Origin of the sequence: Ottowia oryzae, assembly GCF_003008535.1 — a bacterium.
GTDB classification, from domain to species: Bacteria; Pseudomonadota; Gammaproteobacteria; order Burkholderiales; family Burkholderiaceae_C; genus Ottowia; species Ottowia oryzae.
This window is the reverse complement of the sequence record NZ_CP027666.1, coordinates 3216459-3235991: the sequence shown is the minus strand read 5'-3', so window position 1 is coordinate 3235991 and position 19533 is coordinate 3216459. Positions and strand designations below refer to the sequence as shown.

Sequence of the window (19533 nt, the reverse complement as noted above, 5' to 3'; positions counted from 1 at the left end):
TGCCATGAACCCGAACGTCCGCATTGACTTCGTCTCAGACATCGCCTGCCCTTGGTGCGCCATCGGCCTGGCTTCGCTGCAGCAGGCGCTGGCCAGCACCGGCACCGCCCCGCAGGTGGATTTGCACTTTCAGCCGTTCGAGCTCAACCCCGGCATGGCACCCGAAGGCGAGGACGTGGGCGAACACCTGGCGCGCAAATACGGCTCTACCGCCGAGCAGCAGGCGCAGATTCGCGACACCATTCGTCAGCGCGGTGCGGCGGTGGGCTTTGACTTCAAGCCCGAAGGGCGCGGCCGCGTGGTCAACACCTTCAACGCGCACCGGCTGCTGCACTGGGCTGGCCTGCAAAGCGCGCAGGCGCAGCTGGCGCTGAAACAGGCGCTGATGCAGGCCTACCACGGCCGGGGCGAGCGGGTGGACCAGGACGACGTGCTGCTGGCCGCCGTGCGCGCCGCCGGGCTCGACGAAGCCGCTGCCCGCGACGTGCTGCAAGGCGACGCCTACGCCGCCGAAGTGCGCGCCGACGAGCAGCGCTGGCAGCAGGCGGGCATCCAGTCGGTGCCGGCCATCGTCATCAACGGGCGCCATTTGATCTCGGGCGGCCAGCCGCCTGAGGTTTTCGAGCAGGCGTTGCGCCGCGCCGTGGCGGGTGAGCTGGCCTGATCCTGCAAGCCAAATCACCCTCTGGCGCTGGTGCCACCAGCGCTGGCAGCTATGGATATAAGAGCACTCGGCGCCAGTATGCCGGGCGACCTGTTGCGGTTTGTCAGCGCAGGCTGCGGGGCAGGCGTTGGCAGCGTACGATGAACCTGTTTCATACCACCGTAACCTCAAACGAGCCTTGGCATGCGCATTCTGCTGGCTGAAGACGACGATCTGCTGGGCTCTGGCCTGCGCGCCGGGCTGGCGCAGCACGGCTTCGCGGTGGACTGGGTGCGCGACGGCGTTGCGGCCGAGCGCGAACTGCTCACCGGCAACTTCCAGGCGGCCGTGCTGGACTTGGGCCTGCCGCGCCAGGACGGCATGGACACGCTGCGTGCCGTGCGCGCGCAGCAAAACCGCACGCCGGTGCTGATCCTGACCGCGCGCGACGCCATCGACGCGCGCATCCACGGCCTGGACGGCGGGGCCGACGATTACATCGTCAAACCGGTGGACCTGGGTGAACTGGCTGCCCGCCTGCGCGCGCTGATTCGCCGCGCGCATGGCGAGCCTTCCGCGCAGCTCACGCTGGGCAACCTCCGGCTGGATACGGCCGCGCGCCAGGTGTGGCAGGGCGACGAATTGGTCGATCTGTCGGGCCGCGAATTCAACCTGCTGCAGGTCTTTCTGCTGAATGCCGACCGGGTGCTGACCCGCGAGCAGCTGGAGCAGCAGATCTACAAATGGGGCAGCGAAGTCAGCAGCAACGCGGTGGAAGTGCACGTGCACAACCTGCGCCGCAAGCTGGGCCCCAGCGTGATCGAGACCGTGCGCGGTGTGGGCTACGTCAGCCGCCGCCCGGCGGGTTGACTGGCTGTGCCACGCCGCTCGTTGTCGCTGGCCAAGCGCCTGGTCGCCACGGTGCTGGCCTTCGTACTGGGGGTATGGGTGTTGGCCGCGCTGGTGGCGTGGTTCGTTGCGCAGCATGAGCTGAACGAGCTGCTGGACGCCCACCTGGCGCAAACCGCCGCGCTGCTGGCCACCGGCCAGGTCGTCAGCGATGGCGACGACGCGGTGGTGCAGGCGCCCGTGCTGATGCACAAATACCAGTCGCGCGTGGCCTTCCAGATCTGGCACGAAGGCCACTTGCGCGCCCGGTCAACCGACGCGCCCGCCACCCCGCTGGCGCCTGGCGCGCAGCCGGGCTTGTCGGACCAAACTCTGAGCGGCCTGAGCTGGCGCGTGTTCACCGCCGTGTCGGGTACCGGGACTGCGGCGAAAGAAGTTATCTACGTGGGCGAGCGCTTGTCCGCGCGGCGCCACGTGCTGGTTGACAGCCTGCGCGGCACCCTGTTTTCGCTCTTGCTGGCCTTGCCCTTGCTGGCGCTGGCGGTGGTGCGCAGCGTGCGCAGCGCGCTGCGGCCCTTGCGCGCGCTGGGCGACAACGTGGCAGCGCGCAGCCCGCAGGCCCTGGCGCCACTGGCCGAAGACCAGGCGCCGCCCGAGGTGCGGCCACTGGTGCACGCGCTGAACGGCCTTTTCGCCCGCATGGCCGATCTGCTGGCCAGCGAGCGGCGCTTTACCGCCGACGCGGCGCACGAGCTGCGCACCCCCATCGCCGCGATCCGCATGCAGGCGCAGGTGGCGCGCGGCGCGAAGGACGACGCCGACCGCCGCACCGCGCTGGATGCCACCGTGGCAGGGTGCGACCGCGCCACACGCTTGGTGGAGCAGCTGCTGCAGCTGGCGCGCATTGACACCGAGGAGACCAGCCACGGCCCATCCAACGGCGGCGCGCGCGCGGCGGGCGCCTTCGCACACGGCCCCACCAACGATTTGGCCGCCGCCGCTGCCGAGCAGGCCGCCGAGGTGCAGCCGCAGATGCAGCGGCGCGGCCAGCAGCTGAGCTTGCAGCGGCCCGAGCACGCCGTGCCCGTGGCGATGAACGCCACCTTGCTGGCGGTACTGCTTCGCAATCTGCTGGACAACGCCTCGCGCTACAGTCCCGACGGCGCGCAGGTGGCCGTCACCGTCGCCACGCCATCCGGCGCCAGCGCCGAGCTGACGGTGCAAGACAGCGGCCCCGGCCTTGCCGACGCCGATCTGCAGCGCCTGGGCGACCGGTTCTTTCGCGTGCTGGGCACCGGCCAGTCGGGCAGCGGCCTCGGCTGGTCCATCGTGCGGCGCCTGGCCCATGTATATGGGTTGCAGGTCACGGTGGACCGCAGCCCGGATCTCGGCGGGCTGCGTGTGCGGGTGGTGTGGCCGGCGGCTGCTGAGCCGCGCTGAGGTTGACGTGGGCTGGCTGGGCTAAAGGTTGCCGAAGTCGGGGGCTGATGCTGGGTTAAGAACCGCTCGCCTTCAACGCGCGAAGGGCTGGCGTGAGACCTTGCGCATTTCCGTCGTGCCGCCTTAGCCGTGGGGCGACAAAGCCGCAGCCGCCGGCCGCGCATCCATGGAAGACATGGAGGAGGCCGCACCTTCGCGGCACGCGGGGCAGCTCAAAATACTATCAAAATCGTAGCTGCCAGCGCTTATCCCGCCAGCGCCAGAGCCCGATCTTGCTTAAAGAACGCCCGCAGCGCGACGCTCAGGGTAGGGAACTCTTGCGCGAAGCGCTCAGGCTCGACAAAGTGCGCCTCGCACGCCACGGCGAAGAACTCTGCCGGTGCGCTGGCCCCGTAGGCGTCCAGCCAGGGCGCGGGCGCGCCAAAGCGCTGCGCCATGATCACCTCTTCGCGAAAGCGCTCAAACGCGGGCGCCCAGGTGTGGTACCAGTGGTGCGCCGCCTCGCGGACGCTGCGCGCGCCCATGAACCCGCGCGGCAGGGGCGGCGCGCCGTCGGCCCCGCCACCCTGCATGTCCATCTTGTGCACGAATTCGTGGATCACCACGCTGTAACCGCCGTGCTGGCCAGCCTGGCCGGCGCCTTGCACGGCGGGCCAGCTCAGCATGACCGGGCCGTGGTGCATGGCCTCGCCCGACAGCACTTCCTCATAGTGGTGGATGACACCCGCGCCGTCCATGGTTTGGCGCAGCGCCACCGCCGCGTCGGGGTGCATGACGATGCCTACGAAGTCGTCGTACCAGCGCAGGGCGTCTTCGGGCGCGCCGGGCGGGCCCATGTGCAACAGGGGCAGGCAGGCCTGCGCGGCGACGTCGAGGGCCATCGCGTCGGTCACGACCAAGCCGTGCGCGCCGGTGAACTCCTTGCGGTCCAGAAAGTGGCCTGCCAACGTGCGCAGCCGCGCCTGCTCAGGCGGTCTCAGGCGTGCCAGAAACGCGTAGCGCGCCAGCGTGGCCTGCCACAGCTCATCGGGAATCGGGGGGGCTTGGCCGCTGGCGCGGCGCAGCCAGCGGTTCAGTGTTTGCAGGACCATGGCCGTCACATGGGGCCAAGGTTGATCCGCTCAAGTTGGTGGTCTGACGAAAGGCGCAGCACCTGCGCGCGGTGGTCCTGGTCGGCGATGTGCCAGTCGCTCAAAACCACCTGTTGCAAGGGCAGCCCGGCGTCATCGTGGCCGAGGGCGTGGTCGCCCGGCCGGTGGATGTGGCCGTGGATCAAGGTGTGGGCACGCGCGGCCATCAGCCATTCGCGCGCCAGCGGCGCGTCGATGTCGGCATACACCACGCCACCGGCCTGCGCGGCCACGCTTTGCGCCCGCATCTGTTGGGCCATCACCTGGCGTTCGGCCAAGGGGCGGGCCAGCACGGCGCGCTGCCAGTCGGGCGATCGCACCTGCTGGCGAGACCGCTGGTAGGCCACATCCTGAGTACACAGCAGGTCGCCGTGCGTCAGCAGGTAGCGCGCGCCTGCCCACGCCAGCACGGTGGGGTCGGCCAGAAACTGCACCCCGTGCGCGGCCAGAAACGGCTCGCCCACCAGAAAGTCGCGGTTGCCGTGCATCAGGTACACCGGCAAGCGGGCGGCCGCCTGGCGCAGCACCTCGGCGCAGTCGCCTTCAAAACTGCCGGGCAGGGCGGCGTCGTCGCCGATCCAGGCCTCGAACAGGTCGCCCAGGATGAACACCGCGTCGGCCGGGGTGCTGGCCATGTAGCGCTGCCAGGCGGCGTGGGTGGCCGGCTCCTCGGGCATGAGGTGCAGGTCGGAAATGAAATCGACCGTGCGCCAGTCCTTGGGCGCATTCAGCACGCCAAAGCGGGGCACGGTCGACATGGTCGGTGTGAGGGTTGGGCTCAGGCAGGCGCTCAGACCACCACGGCCTTTTCGATCACCACGTCGTCCTTGGGCACGTCGTCATGGGAGCCCTTGCGGCCGGTGGCCACGCCCTTGATGGCGTCCACGATGTCCTGGCCCTTGACGACCTTGCCGATCACCGCATAGCCCCAGCCCTGGGCCGTAGGCGCCGTGAAGTTCAGGAAGGCGTTGTCGGCCACGTTGATGAAGAACTGCGCCGTGGCCGAATGCGGGTCGCTGGTGCGCGCCATGGCGACGGTGTACTTGTCGTTCTTCAGGCCGTTGTCGGCCTCGTTGGTCACGGGCTTTTGCGTGGGCTTTTGGTTCATGCCGGGCTCAAAACCGCCGCCCTGGATCATGAAGCCGGGAATCACGCGGTGAAACACGGTGTTGTTGTAGTGGCCGCTGTTCACGTAGGACAGGAAGTTGGCGACGGATTTCGGCGCCTTGGCTTCGTCCAGCTCGATGGTGATGACGCCGCGGCCGGCAATGTGCAGATCAACTTGGGGGTTGGCCATGGGTAGGTCCTTCGGGAAATGGGTTGGGTGAACTTGAAACAGTGGCCCGCACTGTAGCGCGGGCCGGGCAAGCGCGGCGGCGGGGCGCCGCCCGCCTTACTTGACCAGGGTGGCCGATTCGATCACCACCATTTTCTGCGGTGCATCGGTGGGGAAGGGGCCGCCTGCGCCCGTGGGCGTGTTGCGGATTTTCTCGACGGTATCCATGCCGCTCACGACCTTGCCGAACACGGTGTAGCCGTACAGCTGGGGGTGGTTTTCCAGCTGGGCGCGGGGCACGTTCTCGTAGGTCTGGCCCATGTATTCGAACTTGGGCACCGGGTCGCCCGGCGGAATGATCACCGGGTCCAGGCGGCCGTTGTCCACCACGTTGATGAAGAACTGCGAGGTGGCGGAATTGGGGTCGCCCGTGCGCGCCATGGCCACGCTGCCGGTCACGTTCTTCAGGCCCTTGGCCACGGCCGCGCGGCCTTCGTGCTGAACAGGTGCGCGCGTGGGCTTTTGTTTGTAGTCCTTGTCGAAGCCGCCGCCTTGCACCATGAAGTTCTTGATGACGCGGTGGAAGATGGTGCCGTCGTAGTGCTTGTCCTTGACGTACTGCAGGAAGTTGGCCACCGTCTTAGGCGCCTTGTCCGGGTACACCTCGATCACGAAATCGCCCTCGCTTGTGACGAATTTCACGCGCGGATCAGCGGCGAAGGCGGGCAGCGCGGTGCCAAGGGCGGCAACGGCGCCCAGCGCCACGGCGGCGCGGGCAAGGGTTCTTCTGGAGAAAGTCATCTGGGCAAGCTCCTGGCTCAGCAATAACAAAACGGTTTGGTTCGGCGGCGGCCGCCGCAAGTTCCCGGCGCCGCCGGGGCGATGCACCTGCTTACTTGGCGCCGTCGGTCAGCACGCGCTGCAGGCTGTCGATCTTGGGCGCGAGCCGCGCGTTGCGCGCGTCCAGCTGCCGGGCGCGGCGATAGGCTTCGCCCGCCTTGCGCACCCGCACGTCGCCCAGGTTTTCGAGGGCCGTGGCGTAAGCGGGGTTGATGCGCAGGGCCGATTGCAGCGCGGCCTCGGCCTTGTCCAGCTGGCCCTGGCTGGCGTACAGCACGGCCAGGTTGTTCCACGGCTCGGGCAGCTCGGGGTAGTCGCGCGTCAGGTTAGTCAGCAACTCTTCCGCCTCAGCGCGCTGGCCAACGGCTGAAAGCAGCCCCGATTTGATGAAGCGCATCTGCGGATCGCGCGGGTTGGCGGCGATGTACTTGTCGGCACGCGCCAGCGCTGCTGCCGCCTGGCCGCTTTGCTGCAGTTTTTGCACCTCGGCGTATTCGTCGGCCAGGGCCGCTGCGCCAGCCGTTAGCAAGCCGATGCCCAGCAGGCATTGGGCAGCCAGTTGGCGGCAGTGCAAAAGAAAAGGGGGGCGCAGGGTCATGGGCGAAATGAGGGCGGTCGAACAGCGCCAGCCGAAGGGCTTTGGCGCTGGACGGAACCGTGCCCGCGTCTATACTGCGAGGCATTGTAGCCATGCGGGGTGCCTTGGCCACGGGCTGCTGTGGCGCCCCACCACACCGGCGAGCACCGCAGCCCGGCGCGCTGCCAGAAGCCGCTGACCCGCAGGCGCCGCCCCCTGCTTTCCCGAACCGCTTTCGATGACCTTGCGCATCTACAACACGCTTTCGCGTGCGTTGGAAGACTTTTCCCCAATCGAGCCTGGCTGTGTGCGCATGTACGTGTGCGGCATGACCGTTTACGACCTCTGCCATATCGGCCACGCCCGCTCGGTGGTGGCTTTTGACGTGGTGCAGCGCTGGCTGAAGGCCAGCGGCTACCAGGTCAACTTCGTGCGCAACATCACCGACATCGAAGACAAGATCATCCGACGCGCGGTGGAAAACGGCGAAACCATCCGCCAGCTGACCGACCGCATGATCGCCGAGATGTACCGCGACTTCGACGCGCTGGGTGTTGAGCGCCCCACGCACGACCCGCGCGCCACCGATTACGTGCCGCAGATGCTGGACATCACCCGCACGCTGCAGGAAAAAGGCCTCGCCTACCAGGCCGACAACGGCGACGTGAACTACGCGGTGCGCAAGTTCCCGGGCTACGGCAAGCTGTCGGGCAAGTCGCTGGACGAGCTGCAGGCGGGCGAACGCGTCGCCGTCGGCGATGGCAAGCGCGACCCGCTGGATTTCGTGCTTTGGAAATCCGCCAAGCCCACCGAGCCCGAAGGCGCCAAGTGGGAAAGCCCCTTCGGCCTGGGCCGCCCTGGCTGGCACATCGAGTGCTCGGCCATGAGCTGCGCGCTGCTGGGCGAAACCTTCGACATCCACGGCGGCGGCGCCGATCTGCAGTTTCCGCATCATGAGAACGAAATCGCCCAAAGCGAGGGCGCGCACGGCGTGCCGCTGGCCAAGGTGTGGATGCACAACGGCTTCGTCAACATCGACAACGAGAAGATGTCCAAGTCGCTGGGCAACTTCTTCACCATCCGTGAGGTGCTGGAGCAGTTCGACGCCGAAACCCTGCGCTTTTTCATTCTTCGCGCCCACTACCGCAGCCCGCTGAACTACAGCGACGTGCATTTGCAGGACGCGCGCGCCGCGCTCAAGCGCCTCTATACCGCGCTGGACGCGGTGGCGCCCGCCGATGTGACCATCGACTGGGCCAACCCCTACGCCGCGCGCTTCAAGGCGGCGATGGACGAAGACTTCGGCACCCCCGAAGCGGTGGCCGTGCTGTTCGAGCTGGCCAGCGAGGTCAACCGCAGCCGCCGCGCTGAAGACGCGGGCCTGCTGAAGGCGCTGGGCGGCGCGTTGGGCCTTTTGCAGGGTGAGCCCAAGGCCTTTTTGCGCGCCGGCAACACGCTGGACGAAGGGGCGATCCAGCAACAGATCGACGCCCGCGCCGCCGCCAAGGCCGCCAAAAACTTTGCCGAAGCCGACCGCGTTCGCGCCGAGCTGCTGGCCGCAGGGATCGTCCTCAAGGATTCGCCCACCGGCACCACCTGGGAGGCGGTGCAGTGATTCGTTTCATGGTCTTTTTGGCCTCTGGCGCAGGTGGGTAGGGCGGTGGCAGCTACAAAAACTGCAGCGGCCGTGGTCGCTACGCCCCACTATTGGGGCGACGCCTGCACGCACCTGGCCAAGCGCGATCGCGTGCTCAAGCGGCTGATCCCGCGCTTTGGCGATGCCAGCCTGGAGTCGCGTGGCGATGCGTTCGTCACGCTGGCGCGCTCTATCGTGGGGCAACAGGTGTCGGTGAAGTCTGCACAGTCGATCTGGAACCGGTTCGAGCAACTGCCGCGCCGCGTCACGCCGGGCAACGTGCTCAAGCTGAAGGTGGACGACATGCGCGCCGCCGGGCTGTCGGCACGCAAGGTCGAGTACCTGGTGGATCTGGCCCTGCATTTCGACAGCGGGCGCATCCACGTCAAGCAGTGGCAGGACATGGACGACGAGGCCATCGTGGCCGAGCTGGTGGCCATCCGCGGTATCGGCCGCTGGACGGCTGAGATGTTTTTAATGTTCCACCTGATGCGCCCCGACATCCTGCCGCTGGACGATGTCGGCCTGATCAACGGCATCAGCCACAACTATTTTTCTGGCGAGCCGGTCAGCCGCAGCGAAGCGCGCGAAGTGGCCGAAGCCTGGGCGCCTTGGCGCACCGTGGCCACGTGGTACATGTGGCGCTCGCTGGAGCCGGTGCCCGTCGCCTACTGAAGCCGTGCCGTGTAACAGCGCGACCCGTATGGGCGCGGCGCTGGGTGCATCCGTTAACATCGAAAAAGTTTCGTACCCAAGGAGCCACGTTGGCCAAACGAACATTTCTGGATTTCGAGCAGCCCATTGCAGAGCTTGAAAATCGGATCGAAGAATTGCGCTACGTTCAAAACGAAAGCGCGGTGGACATCTCGGAAGAGATCGATCAGCTGGACAAGAAAAGCCAGCAGCTCACCAAAGACATCTACTCTGACCTGACCCCCTGGCAGGTCACCAAGATCGCGCGCCACCCCGAGCGGCCCTACACGCTCGACTACGTGCGCGATTGCTTCACCAATTTCCAGGAGCTGCACGGCGACCGCCACTTTGCCGACGACAAAAGCATCGTCGGCGGGCTGGCGCGCTTCAACGGCCACGCCTGCATGGTGATCGGCCAGCAAAAGGGCCGCGACACAAAAGAGCGCACGGTGCGCAACTTCGGCATGACGCGGCCCGAGGGCTACCGCAAGGCGCTGCGGCTGATGAAGCTGGCCGAGAAGTTCAAGCTGCCGGTGTTCACCTTCGTGGATACGCCGGGCGCCTTTCCAGGCATCGACGCCGAGGAGCGCGGGCAGTCCGAGGCCATTGGCCGAAACATCTACGAGATGGCGCAGCTGGAAGTGCCCATCATCACTACCATCATTGGCGAAGGCGGCTCGGGCGGCGCGCTGGCGATTGCGGTGGCCGACCAGGTGCTGATGCTGCAGTACTCGATCTATTCGGTGATCAGCCCCGAGGGCTGCGCCTCGATCTTGTGGAAGACCAGCGACAAGGCGCAGGAAGCGGCCGAGGCGCTGGGCATCACGGCGCACCGCCTGAAGGCGCTGGGCCTGGTCGACAAAATCGTGAACGAGCCCGTGGGCGGCGCGCACCGCGACCCGCGCCAGATGGCCACCTTCCTCAAGCGCGCGCTGGGCGACGCGTGGCGCCAGGTCAGCGATCTGAAGACCAAAGAGCTGCTGGACCGCCGCTACGACCGGCTGCAGAGCTACGGCCGCTTCAACGACACCAAGGCCGAGCACTGAGCCTGTCGCGCAAGCATGGCGCGCCAGATACGACAAAGGGACCCTCCGGTCCCTTTTGTCTGGCCGGCGCAGGCCATGTGCGGCGCCTGGGCGTCAGCGCGCCACCGGGCGCGCGCGCGACTCCACCTTGCTGCGCAGCGCGGCCATCAGCTCAGGCGGCAGGAATTTGAAGGCCACTTGCAGCAGCAGGTAGGCGATGATGCCGTCGTCCAGCCAGCCCAGCACGGGGATGAAGTCGCTCACCAGATCGATGGGGCTCACGACGTACAGCACGGCCGCCAACGTGGCCAGCTTGGCCGCACGGGGCGCACGCGGATCGCGCAGCACGGCCCACGCGAGCAGCAATTCCTTGCGAAACAGGGTCCAAAGGCGTCCCAACTTCCACATACGCGGCACCTCCAACAAAAGTGTCAGGTTCAATCGTGGCCTGGCGGCTTGCCTGGGCAAGGCGACCACCCCATAACGTAGGGGCACGGCGGCGGATGACAAGGCGGGCAGAACCGCGCTTCGCGCGTTTACTTTTACTACCATGGCGGCCATGAAAGCCCGTGCACCATGACCGAGCCCGCCGCACCATCGCCCGAGCCTCCGCTGCCTGCTGCCGAATCAGGCGTCGCCGCGATCGACACGGCCGCTGCCGCCTTGGTAGACGAGGCGATGGCCGCGTTCGCCGCCCGTGCGCCCGCCTTGCCGATCGCGGTGGGCTACAGCGGCGGGGCCGATTCCACCGCCTTGCTGCTGGCCTGTGCGCAGCGCTGGCCGGGTCAGGTGCGCGCCTGGCATGTGCACCACGGCCTGCAGGCCGCCGCCGATGCTTTTGAGGCGCATTGCCGCGGCGTTTGCACCCGCTTGGGCGTGCCGCTGGCCGTGGCCCACGTGGACGCCCGCGCCCAGCCCGGTGAAAGCCCCGAGGCCGCCGCGCGCCAACACCGTTACAAGGCTTTTGACCTTCTAGCGCAGTCCCACACAGAGCTGGCAGCTATTCAATCTGTAGCATTGGCGCAGCACGCCGACGACCAGGTGGAAACGCTGCTGCTGGCCTTGTCGCGCGGCAGCGGCCTGCCTGGGCTGGCCGCCATGCCCGCGAAGTGGCATCGCGGCGCGCTGCACTATTACCGGCCCTTGCTGGCGGTGCCGGGTGCGGCTTTGCGCCACTGGCTGCGCCAGCGCGGGGAGGCGTGGATCGAAGACCCCAGCAACGCCGACACGCGCTACACCCGCAACAGCATCCGCAGCCAGCTGGCTCCCGCGCTGGCGGCCGTGTTTCCTACGTACCGCGCCACCCTCGCGCGCAGCGCCCAGCATGCGGCGCAGGCGCAGCTCGTTTTGGACGAAGTGGCGGCCGCCGATCTGGCTGCCTGCGGGCTGCCGCCGCGCCTGGCCGATCTGCAGGCGCTGACGCCCGCCCGCCAGGCCAACGCGCTGCGCCATTGGCTGGCCCACGCGCACGCCAGCGTGCCCAGCGCCGCGCAGCTGGCCGAGCTGCAATCGCAGATCGCCGCCTGCCGAACACGCGGGCACGCCATCCGCCTTAAGGTGGGGCGCGGCTTTGTCGTGCGCGAGGGCGGCGCGCTCCATTGGCTGCCCGCCAGCGAACCACCTCAGGCCAGCGGCTAAAATGCGCGGTTTTCCGGCGCCCGTTGGCGTGGCGCCGCAACCTGTTTTTCACCTGTCATGGCATTGATCGTTCAGAAATTTGGCGGCACGTCGATGGGCTCGACCGAGCGCATCACGCAAGTCGCCAAGCGCGTGGCCAAATGGGCGCGCGCAGGGCATCAGATGGTGGTGGTGCCCAGCGCCATGAGCGGCGAGACCAACCGCCTGCTGGGCATGGCCAAGGAATTGGCCCCCAAGAAGCAGACCAACGAATACCTGCGCGAGCTGGACATGCTGGCCTCTACCGGCGAACAAGTGTCTGTGGGCTTGCTGGCCATTGCGCTGCAGGCCGAGGGCGTGCCCGCCGTCAGCTACGCGGGCTGGCAAGTGCCCGTGCGCACCAGCGACGCGTACACGAAGGCGCGTATCGACAGCATCGACGACAAGAAGGTGCGCGCCGATCTGGACGCGGGCAAGGTGGTCATCATCACCGGCTTTCAGGGTGTGGACGAGGGTGGCAACATCACCACGCTGGGCCGGGGTGGCTCAGACACTTCGGCGGTGGCCATCGCCGCGGCGCTGAAGGCCGACGAGGCCATGATCTTCACCGACGTGGACGGCGTGTACACCACCGACCCGCGCGTCGTGCCCGAGGCGCGGCGCCTGACCAGCATCAGCTTCGAAGAGATGCTGGAGATGGCCAGCCTGGGCAGCAAGGTGCTGCAAATCCGCTCGGTGGAATTCGCCGGCAAATACAAAGTGCCCATGCGCGTGCTGTCCAGCTTCACGCCGTGGGACATCGACATCACCGAAGAGGCCCAATCTGGGACGCTGATCACTTTCGAGGAAGACGAGCAAATGGAACAAGCAGTGGTGTCCGGTATTGCCTTCAGCCGGGACGAAGCCAAGATTGCAGTGCTGGGCGTGCCCGACAAGCCGGGCATTGCCTTCCAGATCCTGGGCACCGTGGCGGCCGCCAACATCGAGGTGGACGTCATCATCCAGAACATCAGCAAGGACGGCCTGACCGATTTCTCGTTCACCGTGAATCGCAACGACTACGCGCGCACGGTGGATCTGCTCAAGGAAAAAGTCATGCCCGGCCTGGGCGCGGCTGAAATCGTGGGCGACACCAAGATCTGCAAGGTCAGCATCGTGGGCATCGGCATGCGCAGCCACGTGGGCGTGGCGTCGAAGATGTTCCGCGTGTTGAGCGAGGAGGGCATCAACATTCAGATGATCTCCACCAGCGAGATCAAGACGTCGGTCGTGATCGATGAGAAGTACATGGAACTGGCCGTTCGCGCACTTCATCGCGCATTCGATCTCGATATGCCGGTTTCCGCCTGAGTTGATGGCATAATATCGGCTCTTTGCTGGAAACGTGACCGAGTGGCCGAAGGTGCTCCCCTGCTAAGGGAGTATGGGGTGTAGAGCCTCATCGAGGGTTCGAATCCCTCCGTTTCCGCCAGCAATGCAGATGCAAAAAGCACCTCTCAGAGGTGCTTTTTTGTTGGACGTTGGCCGGTGCAGTCTGGGCGCCCCCGCACGCCGCTCGGCGACGCCCACCACCCTCCCTTCAGGTAGTTGACGCGCAGCGTGGGTCTTGGTTGCGCTCTCACCGGGATGGTGAGAAGAACACCGGCAGCAGACAGCCTTGCCCCGAAGAAGAGGTTATGGCGGCACGTGGGCTTTGTAGCGTAGCGAGTGCGCCCGGCGCAAGGGCCGGCAAAGCGCAGCGTCAATGGACGACGCCGCCCTTGACAAACCGCACGGGTTCGGCGTCCATGCGAGCGATCAATGCGCCAAGTCCGTCTTGCGGCGGGGCCGGTGTGGGGGCGGTACCGCCGCTTTTGCATAGGAGGTCGCCTTCCGACCAAGTCGCTCGGTCTGGGCTGCTGCGGGCGCGCAGATAGCCCTCACGGTCCACAATGAACTGAAGTCCGGCAGGCGAGTTCACGCCAGCCACCCAAGCCAGGGTCTGCGCGATCTCTGGCGCGCTGGCCACGCAGCCGTCCGGCGAGGGCGGGGCGCCTGGCTCTACCCGCACGGTCACCAGGCGCGGGTCTTCCATTGGCGCCGCTGCCGCGGGTCTGGCGGGCAGGTACAAGCGCAGACGCTGTCCGCGCCAACTGGCCAACTGCCGGGCACCGCGCGGGCAATCCACTGCAGTGTCGGCCACACGTACCGGCATGGTCCACTGCCCCTCGGACTTGAGCGTCTCTCCGGCTGCCCGTACCTTCAGGTAATCGAGCAATGCCCAGGCGTCGTCACTGCTTAGGGTGTCGTGGAAGCCCGGCATCGTCTCGTGGCCGCGATCGTCGTGTACGCCATGCAGAACGTGCCACACGAGATCGCCGTCGGCCCGCCGCCACATCAACGGCCCCGCCAGGTTTGGCGGCCATACGGCTAGCGATTTCGCTCGTTCGCCCTGTCCGCGCAAATCGGCACCGTGGCAAGCCGCACAGTGTTGGGCATAGAGCCACCCACCGCGCACCAAACTCTTTGCGTCGACGGCGCTAGGCGCCACGTGGAAGCTGGTCGGGTTGGCTGGCACGAGCACGGCCGCCGGATCGGGCCACGGCATGGCGAGTGCCACCAGTGCCGTCGTGGCGATCAGATACCAGCGCGCGCGCCGCCACAACAGCGCGGCAAGCAGCATCAGGCATGCTGCCGCGCCAAAGATCAGCGCTATGCCAGCACGACGCGCCTGACCGAGGTCTATCAGCAGATTCTCGCCAGACAGTCGCCAGGGCCAAGGCCATGCAGGTTGTCCATAGGGGGACTCGGTCAAGCCAAGCGCAGCCAGCAGGTGCAGCAACGCCAGCTGGCCGCCCTGCAGTGCAGCGATCAGCGCTTGCAACCAGTGTGTTTCGAGAGACGCTGCCACCTCGGTCGCAATCTCAAGCGGGCCAGCGAGCGCGGCTCACCAGCTGGCATCCAAGCCCAAATGGCGCAAAGCCTGGTGGCGCAGCTCCGCCAGGCGAGCATCCCCACGATGTCGCGGGTACGGCAGGTCAACCCGGTGAACCGCCCCGACTTTCGAGGAGGCCGCTTGGTTTAAGTTGACACCTCTGCCGAGGTGTCGCTGACGGCTAGTTGCCTCCAGTAGTTTGCCTCAGCTTCTGCCGGAGGGATGCCCCCAATCGGCGTGAGCAATCGGACATGGTTGAACCAGTGCACCCATTGCAAGGTGGCCAGTTCCACGGATTCCCTGGTCTTCCAAGGTCCCCGGCGGTGAATCAACTCGGCCTTGTACAGACCGTTGATGGTCTCGGCCAGCGCGTTGTCATAGCTGTCTCCCCTGCTGCCCACTGAGGGCTGTATGCCCGCCTGGTCCAACCGTTCGGTGTAGCGGATGCTGACGTATTGACTGCCCCTGTCGGAATGGTGCGTCAAGGCATGGGCTGCTGGCTGGCGGTCATACAGCGCCTGCTCCAGCGCATCCAGCACGAAGTCCGTTTGCATGCTGCGGCTGACTCGCCAGCCCACGATGCGCCGGGCATACACGTCCACAACAAAGGCCACATACAGCCAGCCCTGCCAGGTGGAGACATAGGTGAAGTCCGACACCCATAGCTCGTTGGGACGGCTGGCCTTGAAGTGCCGGTTGACGTGGTCCAGCGGGCACGGGGCCGAGGTATCCGGCGTGGTGGTGCGCACCGCCCTGCCACGGCGTGCCCCTTGCAAGCCCATGGCACGCATCAGACGCTCGACCGTGCAGCGCGCCACCACGATGCCCTCGCGGTTCATCTGCAGCCAGACCTTGTCGGCCCCGTAGACCTGCCAGTTGGCGTGCCACACGCGCTGGATGTCGGCCTTCAAGCCCTCGTCACGCTGGGCGCGTTGACTGCGCAGTTGCGGGTTGCGTTGTCGGGCTGCGTGGCGCCAGTAACACGACGGGGCCATCTGCAGCACCCGGCAGATGGGCTCGACCCCGTAGTCATCACGGTGGCGGTCGATGTAGGCCTTCACGACTTCAATCGGCGGTCGAGCTCCGCCTGCGCGAAAAACGCGCTGGCCGTCTTCAGGATGTCGTTGGCCCGGCGCAATTCCTTGACCTCACGCTCCAGCTCCTTGATGCGCAGGGCGTCTGCAGTGGTGGTGCCGGGGCGCTGGCCGCTGTCGACATCGGCCTTCTTGACCCAGTCGTTCAAGGTCTGCGGCGCGCAGCCAATCTTGGGAGCAATCGATTCAATGGCTGCCCACAGCGACGGGTAGTCGGCTCGGTGCTCCTGCACCATGCGCACGGCGCGCTCGCGCACTTCCGGGGAGAACTTCGGTGACTTGTTCATGGCTCCATCTTCTCAAGTGTTGGAGCCTCCTCAAAATACGGGGCGGTTCACCTAGGGGCTCGTGCTCGGTGATGTAGTGGCGCCGCTGGATGGTAGTCGTCTCGGTGCTGTGTCCTGTCATCTCGTAGCTGATCACGCGCTGATGAGCGGCGAACGTGATAAAGGTCTTACGCATGATGTACATGCCAAGTACCTTGCGGCCTGGTGGCGCGGCATTGTCGTAGAGCCCGACCTGCTTAAGCAAATCCGTGAACGCCCCGCCCAGGGCCTCGTACGGGTTGCCTTTTTTGATGGCGGCAGTGGGGAACAGTCGGTCGGCTCCGGCTTGCTTGAGGCTGCCGAGGTAGTCCGGTAAGCCAAGGCGCAACAGTTCCGAGTGCATCGGAATTCTGCGCTCCTCGCCAGTCTTGACGGTCTTCCGGACGCCCTTTCCAGCAGGTGTGGCTTGGCTGAACAATAGAAATGGGATGCCCTCTGAGAACCCCCAATCAGTCTGAGGATTGAGCTGGCAGATTTCGCGAGGGCGAGCCCCAGAGAAGAGTGCAATGACGGGAAGCCAGTATGCCGCGTCGGCTGAGGGATCGTTGGCAATCAAAGCGAAATCAGGGCTCTCGAACAGGCGCTTTAGTTCGTCAGGCCGTAGCGCACGCTGCTTATCCTCGCCTGCTTCGCGATCGCCCGTGTATTCGATGCCGTCGACGATCAGCGCAGGGAAACCAACATCCCCATAGTCGCGCCGACTATCCCGAAGAAAGGCTTTGAGCGGAGCTCGATAGTTGTCCTTGTACGTCGTCGGAGACATTACTTCGTCAGCCTCAGCTGCAAGTAGCCCCACTATGGACTCGCCTTCGTCGAAGCGGTTTGCCCAATCGGAGGGGAGGCGACAGATGGTGCGAAGAAAGTCGGTGACGTGAAGCTGTCGCAGCTGCGCAATCGGGAGGTCTTTCCCAACTACTTCGCGGAACAGTGTCAAGCATCGAACAATCTTGCGCGTGTAGCCGTTCGGGTTGCGCTCTTTTCCTTGTGTGTAGACCGCAATCAGTTGTCCAACCGATAGGCCCCGTGAAGGTTCCGCCCCGAGAGGTGCCGTATCTGACCGGGGAAGCGGAGGAGGTGGAACGGCTTCCCGGCCATGCAGGCGCCGAGTACTGGGCTTGAGGAAGTCGGAATCCAGCGCAGATGCGAACTCGAACACTAAGGATCGAAAGGCTCGTTCAGTCTTGTCGAACGGAATTTCAGCCGCGAGCAAAAACGCCTCGGTGAGCCATGCAAGCCCTTCGGTGCCTGTCGCTGAAAGCACATCCCCCGCAATCTGAGAAAGCGACTCGTGAAGACTGAGAAGCTCCTCGCGGGGGCGTAGCCCCTTCAATGCGGCGTGCTGCGTGCGGTTGAACCCTTGCGCCAGCTGGACGGCAAAGGACTGCCGACTCTCCTCTGACATTTCGCCCAAGGGTATCGGTCGAGGACGGGCTGCCTCAGCTGCGAGCTCTTCGCGCCGCTTACTCAACATCGACTCAAATGCGATGTAGTGGATCAACGCTAGCCGCTCTGCCTCCTTGGAAGCCTTCATGCCCAAATTGACCATCGGCTGCGGCCCGATGATCGGTCTTAGGTCCTTGGGAACGTACGGTCGGAAGTAGGCGCGGCCGTCGGATTTGACGTGATAACCAGACCAAGCAGGCATGGCTTTTCCCTGATCGAAAAGTCGGAGCAAGTGCCCGAGCTGATCGCGGGAACTGTCCGGTTTTGTGTCCGGGCAGCGTTTCCTAAGTGCTTGATGTGCCTGAATCTTCTTGCTGGACAACAGCTTAGCGACTCAAAAAGGCAAGATGGGGTGGCTGATGGGACTCGAACCCACGACGACCAGAATCACAATCTGGGACTCTACCAACTGAGCTACAGCCACCGTCTAGAACTGAGCATTATATCTGCGAATTCATGGCGTCGCGGCTGTTCCGGCGCAAAAGTGTCGGTGCAAATGCAAAAAGGGCCCGTAAGGGCCCCTTTTGATTTCGCAAGATTGCGCCACGCGGTGGTGGGTGGTGGCATGAGCTTGTAGGTGCGAATCAGCGAGGCTTAGTCGCTGTTGCCGCCCGACAGGCCCAGCAGTGCCAGCAGGCCCTGGAACACGTTGAACAGGTCCAGGTACAAGGCCAGCGTGGCGCTGATGTAGTTGGTTTCGCCGCCGTCGATGATGCGCTTGAGGTCATACAGCATGTAGAGGCTGAACACGCCAACGCAGAGGGTGCTGATGACCATCATGCCGACGGTCGAGCCCAGGAACACGTTGATGATGGCGCCCACGAAGATCACCATCGCGCCGACGAACAGCCATTTGCCCATGCCGGAGATGTCGCGCTTGATCACGCTGGCCAAGGTGGCCATGACGAAGAAAACGCCTGCGGTGCCCGCCATGGCGGTCATCACCAGCTGAGAGCCGTTCTGCATGCCCAGCACCGCGCCGATCATGCGCGAGAGCATCAGGCCCATGAAGAACGTGAAAGCCAGCAGCACAGGCACGCCTGCGGCCGAGTTCTTGGTTTTCTCGATGGCGAACATGAAGCCGAATGCGCCGGCAAGGAACACCACCAGGCCCAAACCACCACCCAGGCTGCGGGTGATGCCGGTGCTCAGGCCCACCCAGGCGCCCAGCACGGTGGGCAGCAGGCTGAGGGCCAGCAGCCAGTAGGTGTTGCGCAAAACCTTGTTGCGCTGCTCTTGCGATACGACGCCGCCGCGCGCGAGGTCGGCGTAAGCCAGGGTTTGCGATCGATCATTCATTGTTTCGTCTCTCCAGTGGAATAGATCCGGTGGCCGCCCCCACGACGGCCCCTCGGTTTCATTGTACGTAGAGTGGGGGTGGAAGCGAAAAATTCCCTTAAAAATCAAAAAGATGCAGGTTGGCAAGGCATCAAGCTGCCTCAGCCGCTGCACCGAGGCGACTGGCGCCTTGCCAACCTTCTCCGATCTGCTCGGGTAGGGTGCCGCCGCACTTCGCCTAAGATCGCCCGAAAGGAGATTTCATCGTGAAAAGCAAACCGTATCTTGAAGCCGCCGACGTGAAGGCCATTGCTGCCGCTGCCGAGGCCGAAGCCACCAAGCAGGGCTGGGCCGTCACGGTCGCCATCGTCGACGACGGCGGGCATCTGCTGCATCTGCACCGCCTGGATGGCGCGGCGCCCGTCAGCGCGCACATTGCCCCCGCCAAGGCCCATTCCGCAGCGCTGGGCCGGCGTGACACCAAGGGCTACGAAGACATGATCAACCAAGGGCGCTACGCCTTCCTGTCGGCGCCCACCGTCGAGGGGCTGCTCGAAGGCGGCGTGCCGATCATGAAGGATGGCCAATGCATTGGCGCCGTGGGCGTGAGCGGCGTGAAGGCGCCGGAAGATGCGCAGGTGGCGCGCGCTGGCGTGGCAGCACTGGGCGCCTGATCGCGTAAGGATTCGGCGCCAAATCGGTCTCTGGCGCCCGCCTGAATTGCGCAGGCAGCTATGCTATTCATAGCATTT

19 protein-coding genes, 2 tRNA genes, 1 pseudogene and 1 other annotated feature are annotated in these 19533 nt (G+C 65.5%); of the genes and pseudogenes, 10 read left to right on the top strand and 12 right to left on the bottom strand.

Annotated features, from left to right (window positions below; genetic code table 11):
- Window positions 1-4 precede the first annotated feature (4 nt).
- The 3 genes from C6570_RS14730 (at window position 5) to C6570_RS14720 (ending at window position 2932) form a co-directional block, all read left to right on the top strand.
- A complete protein-coding gene (locus tag C6570_RS14730; RefSeq protein WP_106703887.1) occupies window positions 5-664 on the top strand; it encodes a DsbA family oxidoreductase in 660 nt (219 codons plus the stop codon).
- A gap of 183 nt (window positions 665-847) precedes the next feature.
- Window positions 848-1513, top strand: a complete 666-nt coding sequence (locus C6570_RS14725; RefSeq protein WP_106703886.1) for a response regulator — start codon at window positions 848-850, stop codon at window positions 1511-1513.
- Between the two features lie 6 nt (window positions 1514-1519).
- Complete coding sequence (locus tag C6570_RS14720; protein ID WP_245896211.1) at window positions 1520-2932, top strand: ATP-binding protein; 1413 nt, start codon at window positions 1520-1522, stop codon at window positions 2930-2932.
- 245 nt (window positions 2933-3177) lie between these two features.
- On the opposite strand, the gene C6570_RS14715 is transcribed toward C6570_RS14720, so the two are convergent.
- From C6570_RS14715 to C6570_RS14695, 5 genes are all read right to left on the bottom strand, one after another.
- A complete protein-coding gene (locus tag C6570_RS14715) occupies window positions 3178-4023 on the bottom strand; it encodes a M90 family metallopeptidase (protein ID WP_106704728.1) in 846 nt (281 codons plus the stop codon).
- A 5-nt stretch (window positions 4024-4028) separates the two neighbouring features.
- On the bottom strand, window positions 4029-4820 hold the full coding sequence (locus tag C6570_RS14710) for a UDP-2,3-diacylglucosamine diphosphatase (protein ID WP_106703884.1): 792 nt from the start codon (window positions 4818-4820) through the stop codon (window positions 4029-4031).
- 32 nt (window positions 4821-4852) lie between these two features.
- A complete protein-coding gene (locus C6570_RS14705; RefSeq protein ID WP_106703883.1) occupies window positions 4853-5359 on the bottom strand; it encodes a peptidylprolyl isomerase in 507 nt (168 codons plus the stop codon).
- 96 nt (window positions 5360-5455) lie between these two features.
- A complete protein-coding gene (locus C6570_RS14700; RefSeq protein ID WP_106703882.1) occupies window positions 5456-6139 on the bottom strand; it encodes a peptidylprolyl isomerase in 684 nt (227 codons plus the stop codon).
- A gap of 91 nt (window positions 6140-6230) precedes the next feature.
- Window positions 6231-6776 carry a tetratricopeptide repeat protein gene (locus C6570_RS14695; protein ID WP_106703881.1) on the bottom strand — a complete coding sequence of 182 codons (546 nt, stop codon included), beginning with the start codon at window positions 6774-6776 and terminating at the stop codon, window positions 6231-6233.
- Window positions 6777-6993: 217 nt separating this feature from the next.
- On the opposite strand from C6570_RS14695, the gene cysS reads away from it, so the two are divergent.
- The 3 genes from cysS (at window position 6994) to C6570_RS14680 (ending at window position 10130) form a co-directional block, all read left to right on the top strand.
- On the top strand, window positions 6994-8370 hold the full coding sequence (cysS, locus tag C6570_RS14690; RefSeq protein ID WP_106703880.1) for a cysteine--tRNA ligase: 1377 nt from the start codon (window positions 6994-6996) through the stop codon (window positions 8368-8370).
- A 72-nt stretch (window positions 8371-8442) separates the two neighbouring features.
- Window positions 8443-9066 carry a DNA-3-methyladenine glycosylase family protein gene (locus C6570_RS14685; RefSeq protein ID WP_425437888.1) on the top strand — a complete coding sequence of 208 codons (624 nt, stop codon included), beginning with the start codon at window positions 8443-8445 and terminating at the stop codon, window positions 9064-9066.
- 89 nt (window positions 9067-9155) lie between these two features.
- The gene (locus tag C6570_RS14680; RefSeq protein WP_106703878.1) at window positions 9156-10130 is read left to right on the top strand and encodes an acetyl-CoA carboxylase carboxyltransferase subunit alpha; all 975 of its coding nucleotides are present in this window, start codon (window positions 9156-9158) and stop codon (window positions 10128-10130) included.
- 93 nt (window positions 10131-10223) lie between these two features.
- Here C6570_RS14680 and C6570_RS14675 read toward each other — a convergent pair whose 3' ends face one another.
- A complete protein-coding gene (locus C6570_RS14675) occupies window positions 10224-10517 on the bottom strand; it encodes a YkvA family protein (protein ID WP_106703877.1) in 294 nt (97 codons plus the stop codon).
- A 270-nt stretch (window positions 10518-10787) separates the two neighbouring features.
- Here C6570_RS14675 and tilS point away from each other — a divergent pair, with 270 nt between their 5' ends.
- The 3 genes from tilS to C6570_RS14660 all read left to right on the top strand — a co-directional run bounded on the left by tilS (window position 10788) and on the right by C6570_RS14660 (window position 13197).
- Window positions 10788-11747, top strand: coding sequence for a tRNA lysidine(34) synthetase TilS (tilS, locus tag C6570_RS14670; RefSeq protein ID WP_106704727.1), 960 nt, complete (start codon window positions 10788-10790; stop codon window positions 11745-11747).
- Between the two features lie 57 nt (window positions 11748-11804).
- Entirely contained in the window at window positions 11805-13076 is a 1272-nt protein-coding gene (locus C6570_RS14665) for an aspartate kinase (RefSeq protein ID WP_106703876.1), read from the top strand.
- 28 nt (window positions 13077-13104) lie between these two features.
- A tRNA-Ser gene (locus C6570_RS14660) sits at window positions 13105-13197 on the top strand.
- A 270-nt stretch (window positions 13198-13467) separates the two neighbouring features.
- Here the strand turns inward: C6570_RS14660 and C6570_RS14655 are convergent.
- The 6 genes and pseudogenes from C6570_RS14655 to C6570_RS14630 all read right to left on the bottom strand — a co-directional run bounded on the left by C6570_RS14655 (window position 13468) and on the right by C6570_RS14630 (window position 18802).
- The gene (locus C6570_RS14655) at window positions 13468-14589 is read right to left on the bottom strand and encodes a c-type cytochrome (RefSeq protein WP_245896210.1); all 1122 of its coding nucleotides are present in this window, start codon (window positions 14587-14589) and stop codon (window positions 13468-13470) included.
- A gap of 63 nt (window positions 14590-14652) precedes the next feature.
- Window positions 14653-14760, bottom strand: a pseudogene (locus C6570_RS18440) (ABC transporter ATP-binding protein); the annotation flags it as partial.
- A gap of 26 nt (window positions 14761-14786) precedes the next feature.
- A protein-coding gene (locus tag C6570_RS14645; protein ID WP_106701051.1) for an IS3 family transposase occupies window positions 14787-16021 on the bottom strand; the annotation gives its coding sequence in 2 pieces (ribosomal slippage) (window positions 14787-15733 and window positions 15733-16021; 1236 coding nt in all).
- Window positions 15627-15743 (bottom strand) — a sequence feature (AL1L pseudoknot). Its footprint overlaps the gene before it by 117 nt.
- Window positions 15921-17825: a site-specific integrase gene (locus C6570_RS14640; protein WP_123812275.1), complete on the bottom strand. Its 1905-nt coding sequence runs from the start codon at window positions 17823-17825 to the stop codon at window positions 15921-15923. Before C6570_RS14640 ends, C6570_RS14645 begins: the two co-directional genes overlap by 101 nt.
- Before the next feature lie 26 nt (window positions 17826-17851).
- Window positions 17852-17927 (bottom strand) — tRNA-His (locus C6570_RS14635).
- Between the two features lie 170 nt (window positions 17928-18097).
- On the bottom strand, window positions 18098-18802 hold the full coding sequence (locus C6570_RS14630) for a Bax inhibitor-1/YccA family protein (protein WP_106703873.1): 705 nt from the start codon (window positions 18800-18802) through the stop codon (window positions 18098-18100).
- A gap of 245 nt (window positions 18803-19047) precedes the next feature.
- Here C6570_RS14630 and C6570_RS14625 point away from each other — a divergent pair, with 245 nt between their 5' ends.
- Window positions 19048-19455: a GlcG/HbpS family heme-binding protein gene (locus C6570_RS14625; protein ID WP_106703872.1), complete on the top strand. Its 408-nt coding sequence runs from the start codon at window positions 19048-19050 to the stop codon at window positions 19453-19455.
- Window positions 19456-19533 lie beyond the last annotated feature (78 nt).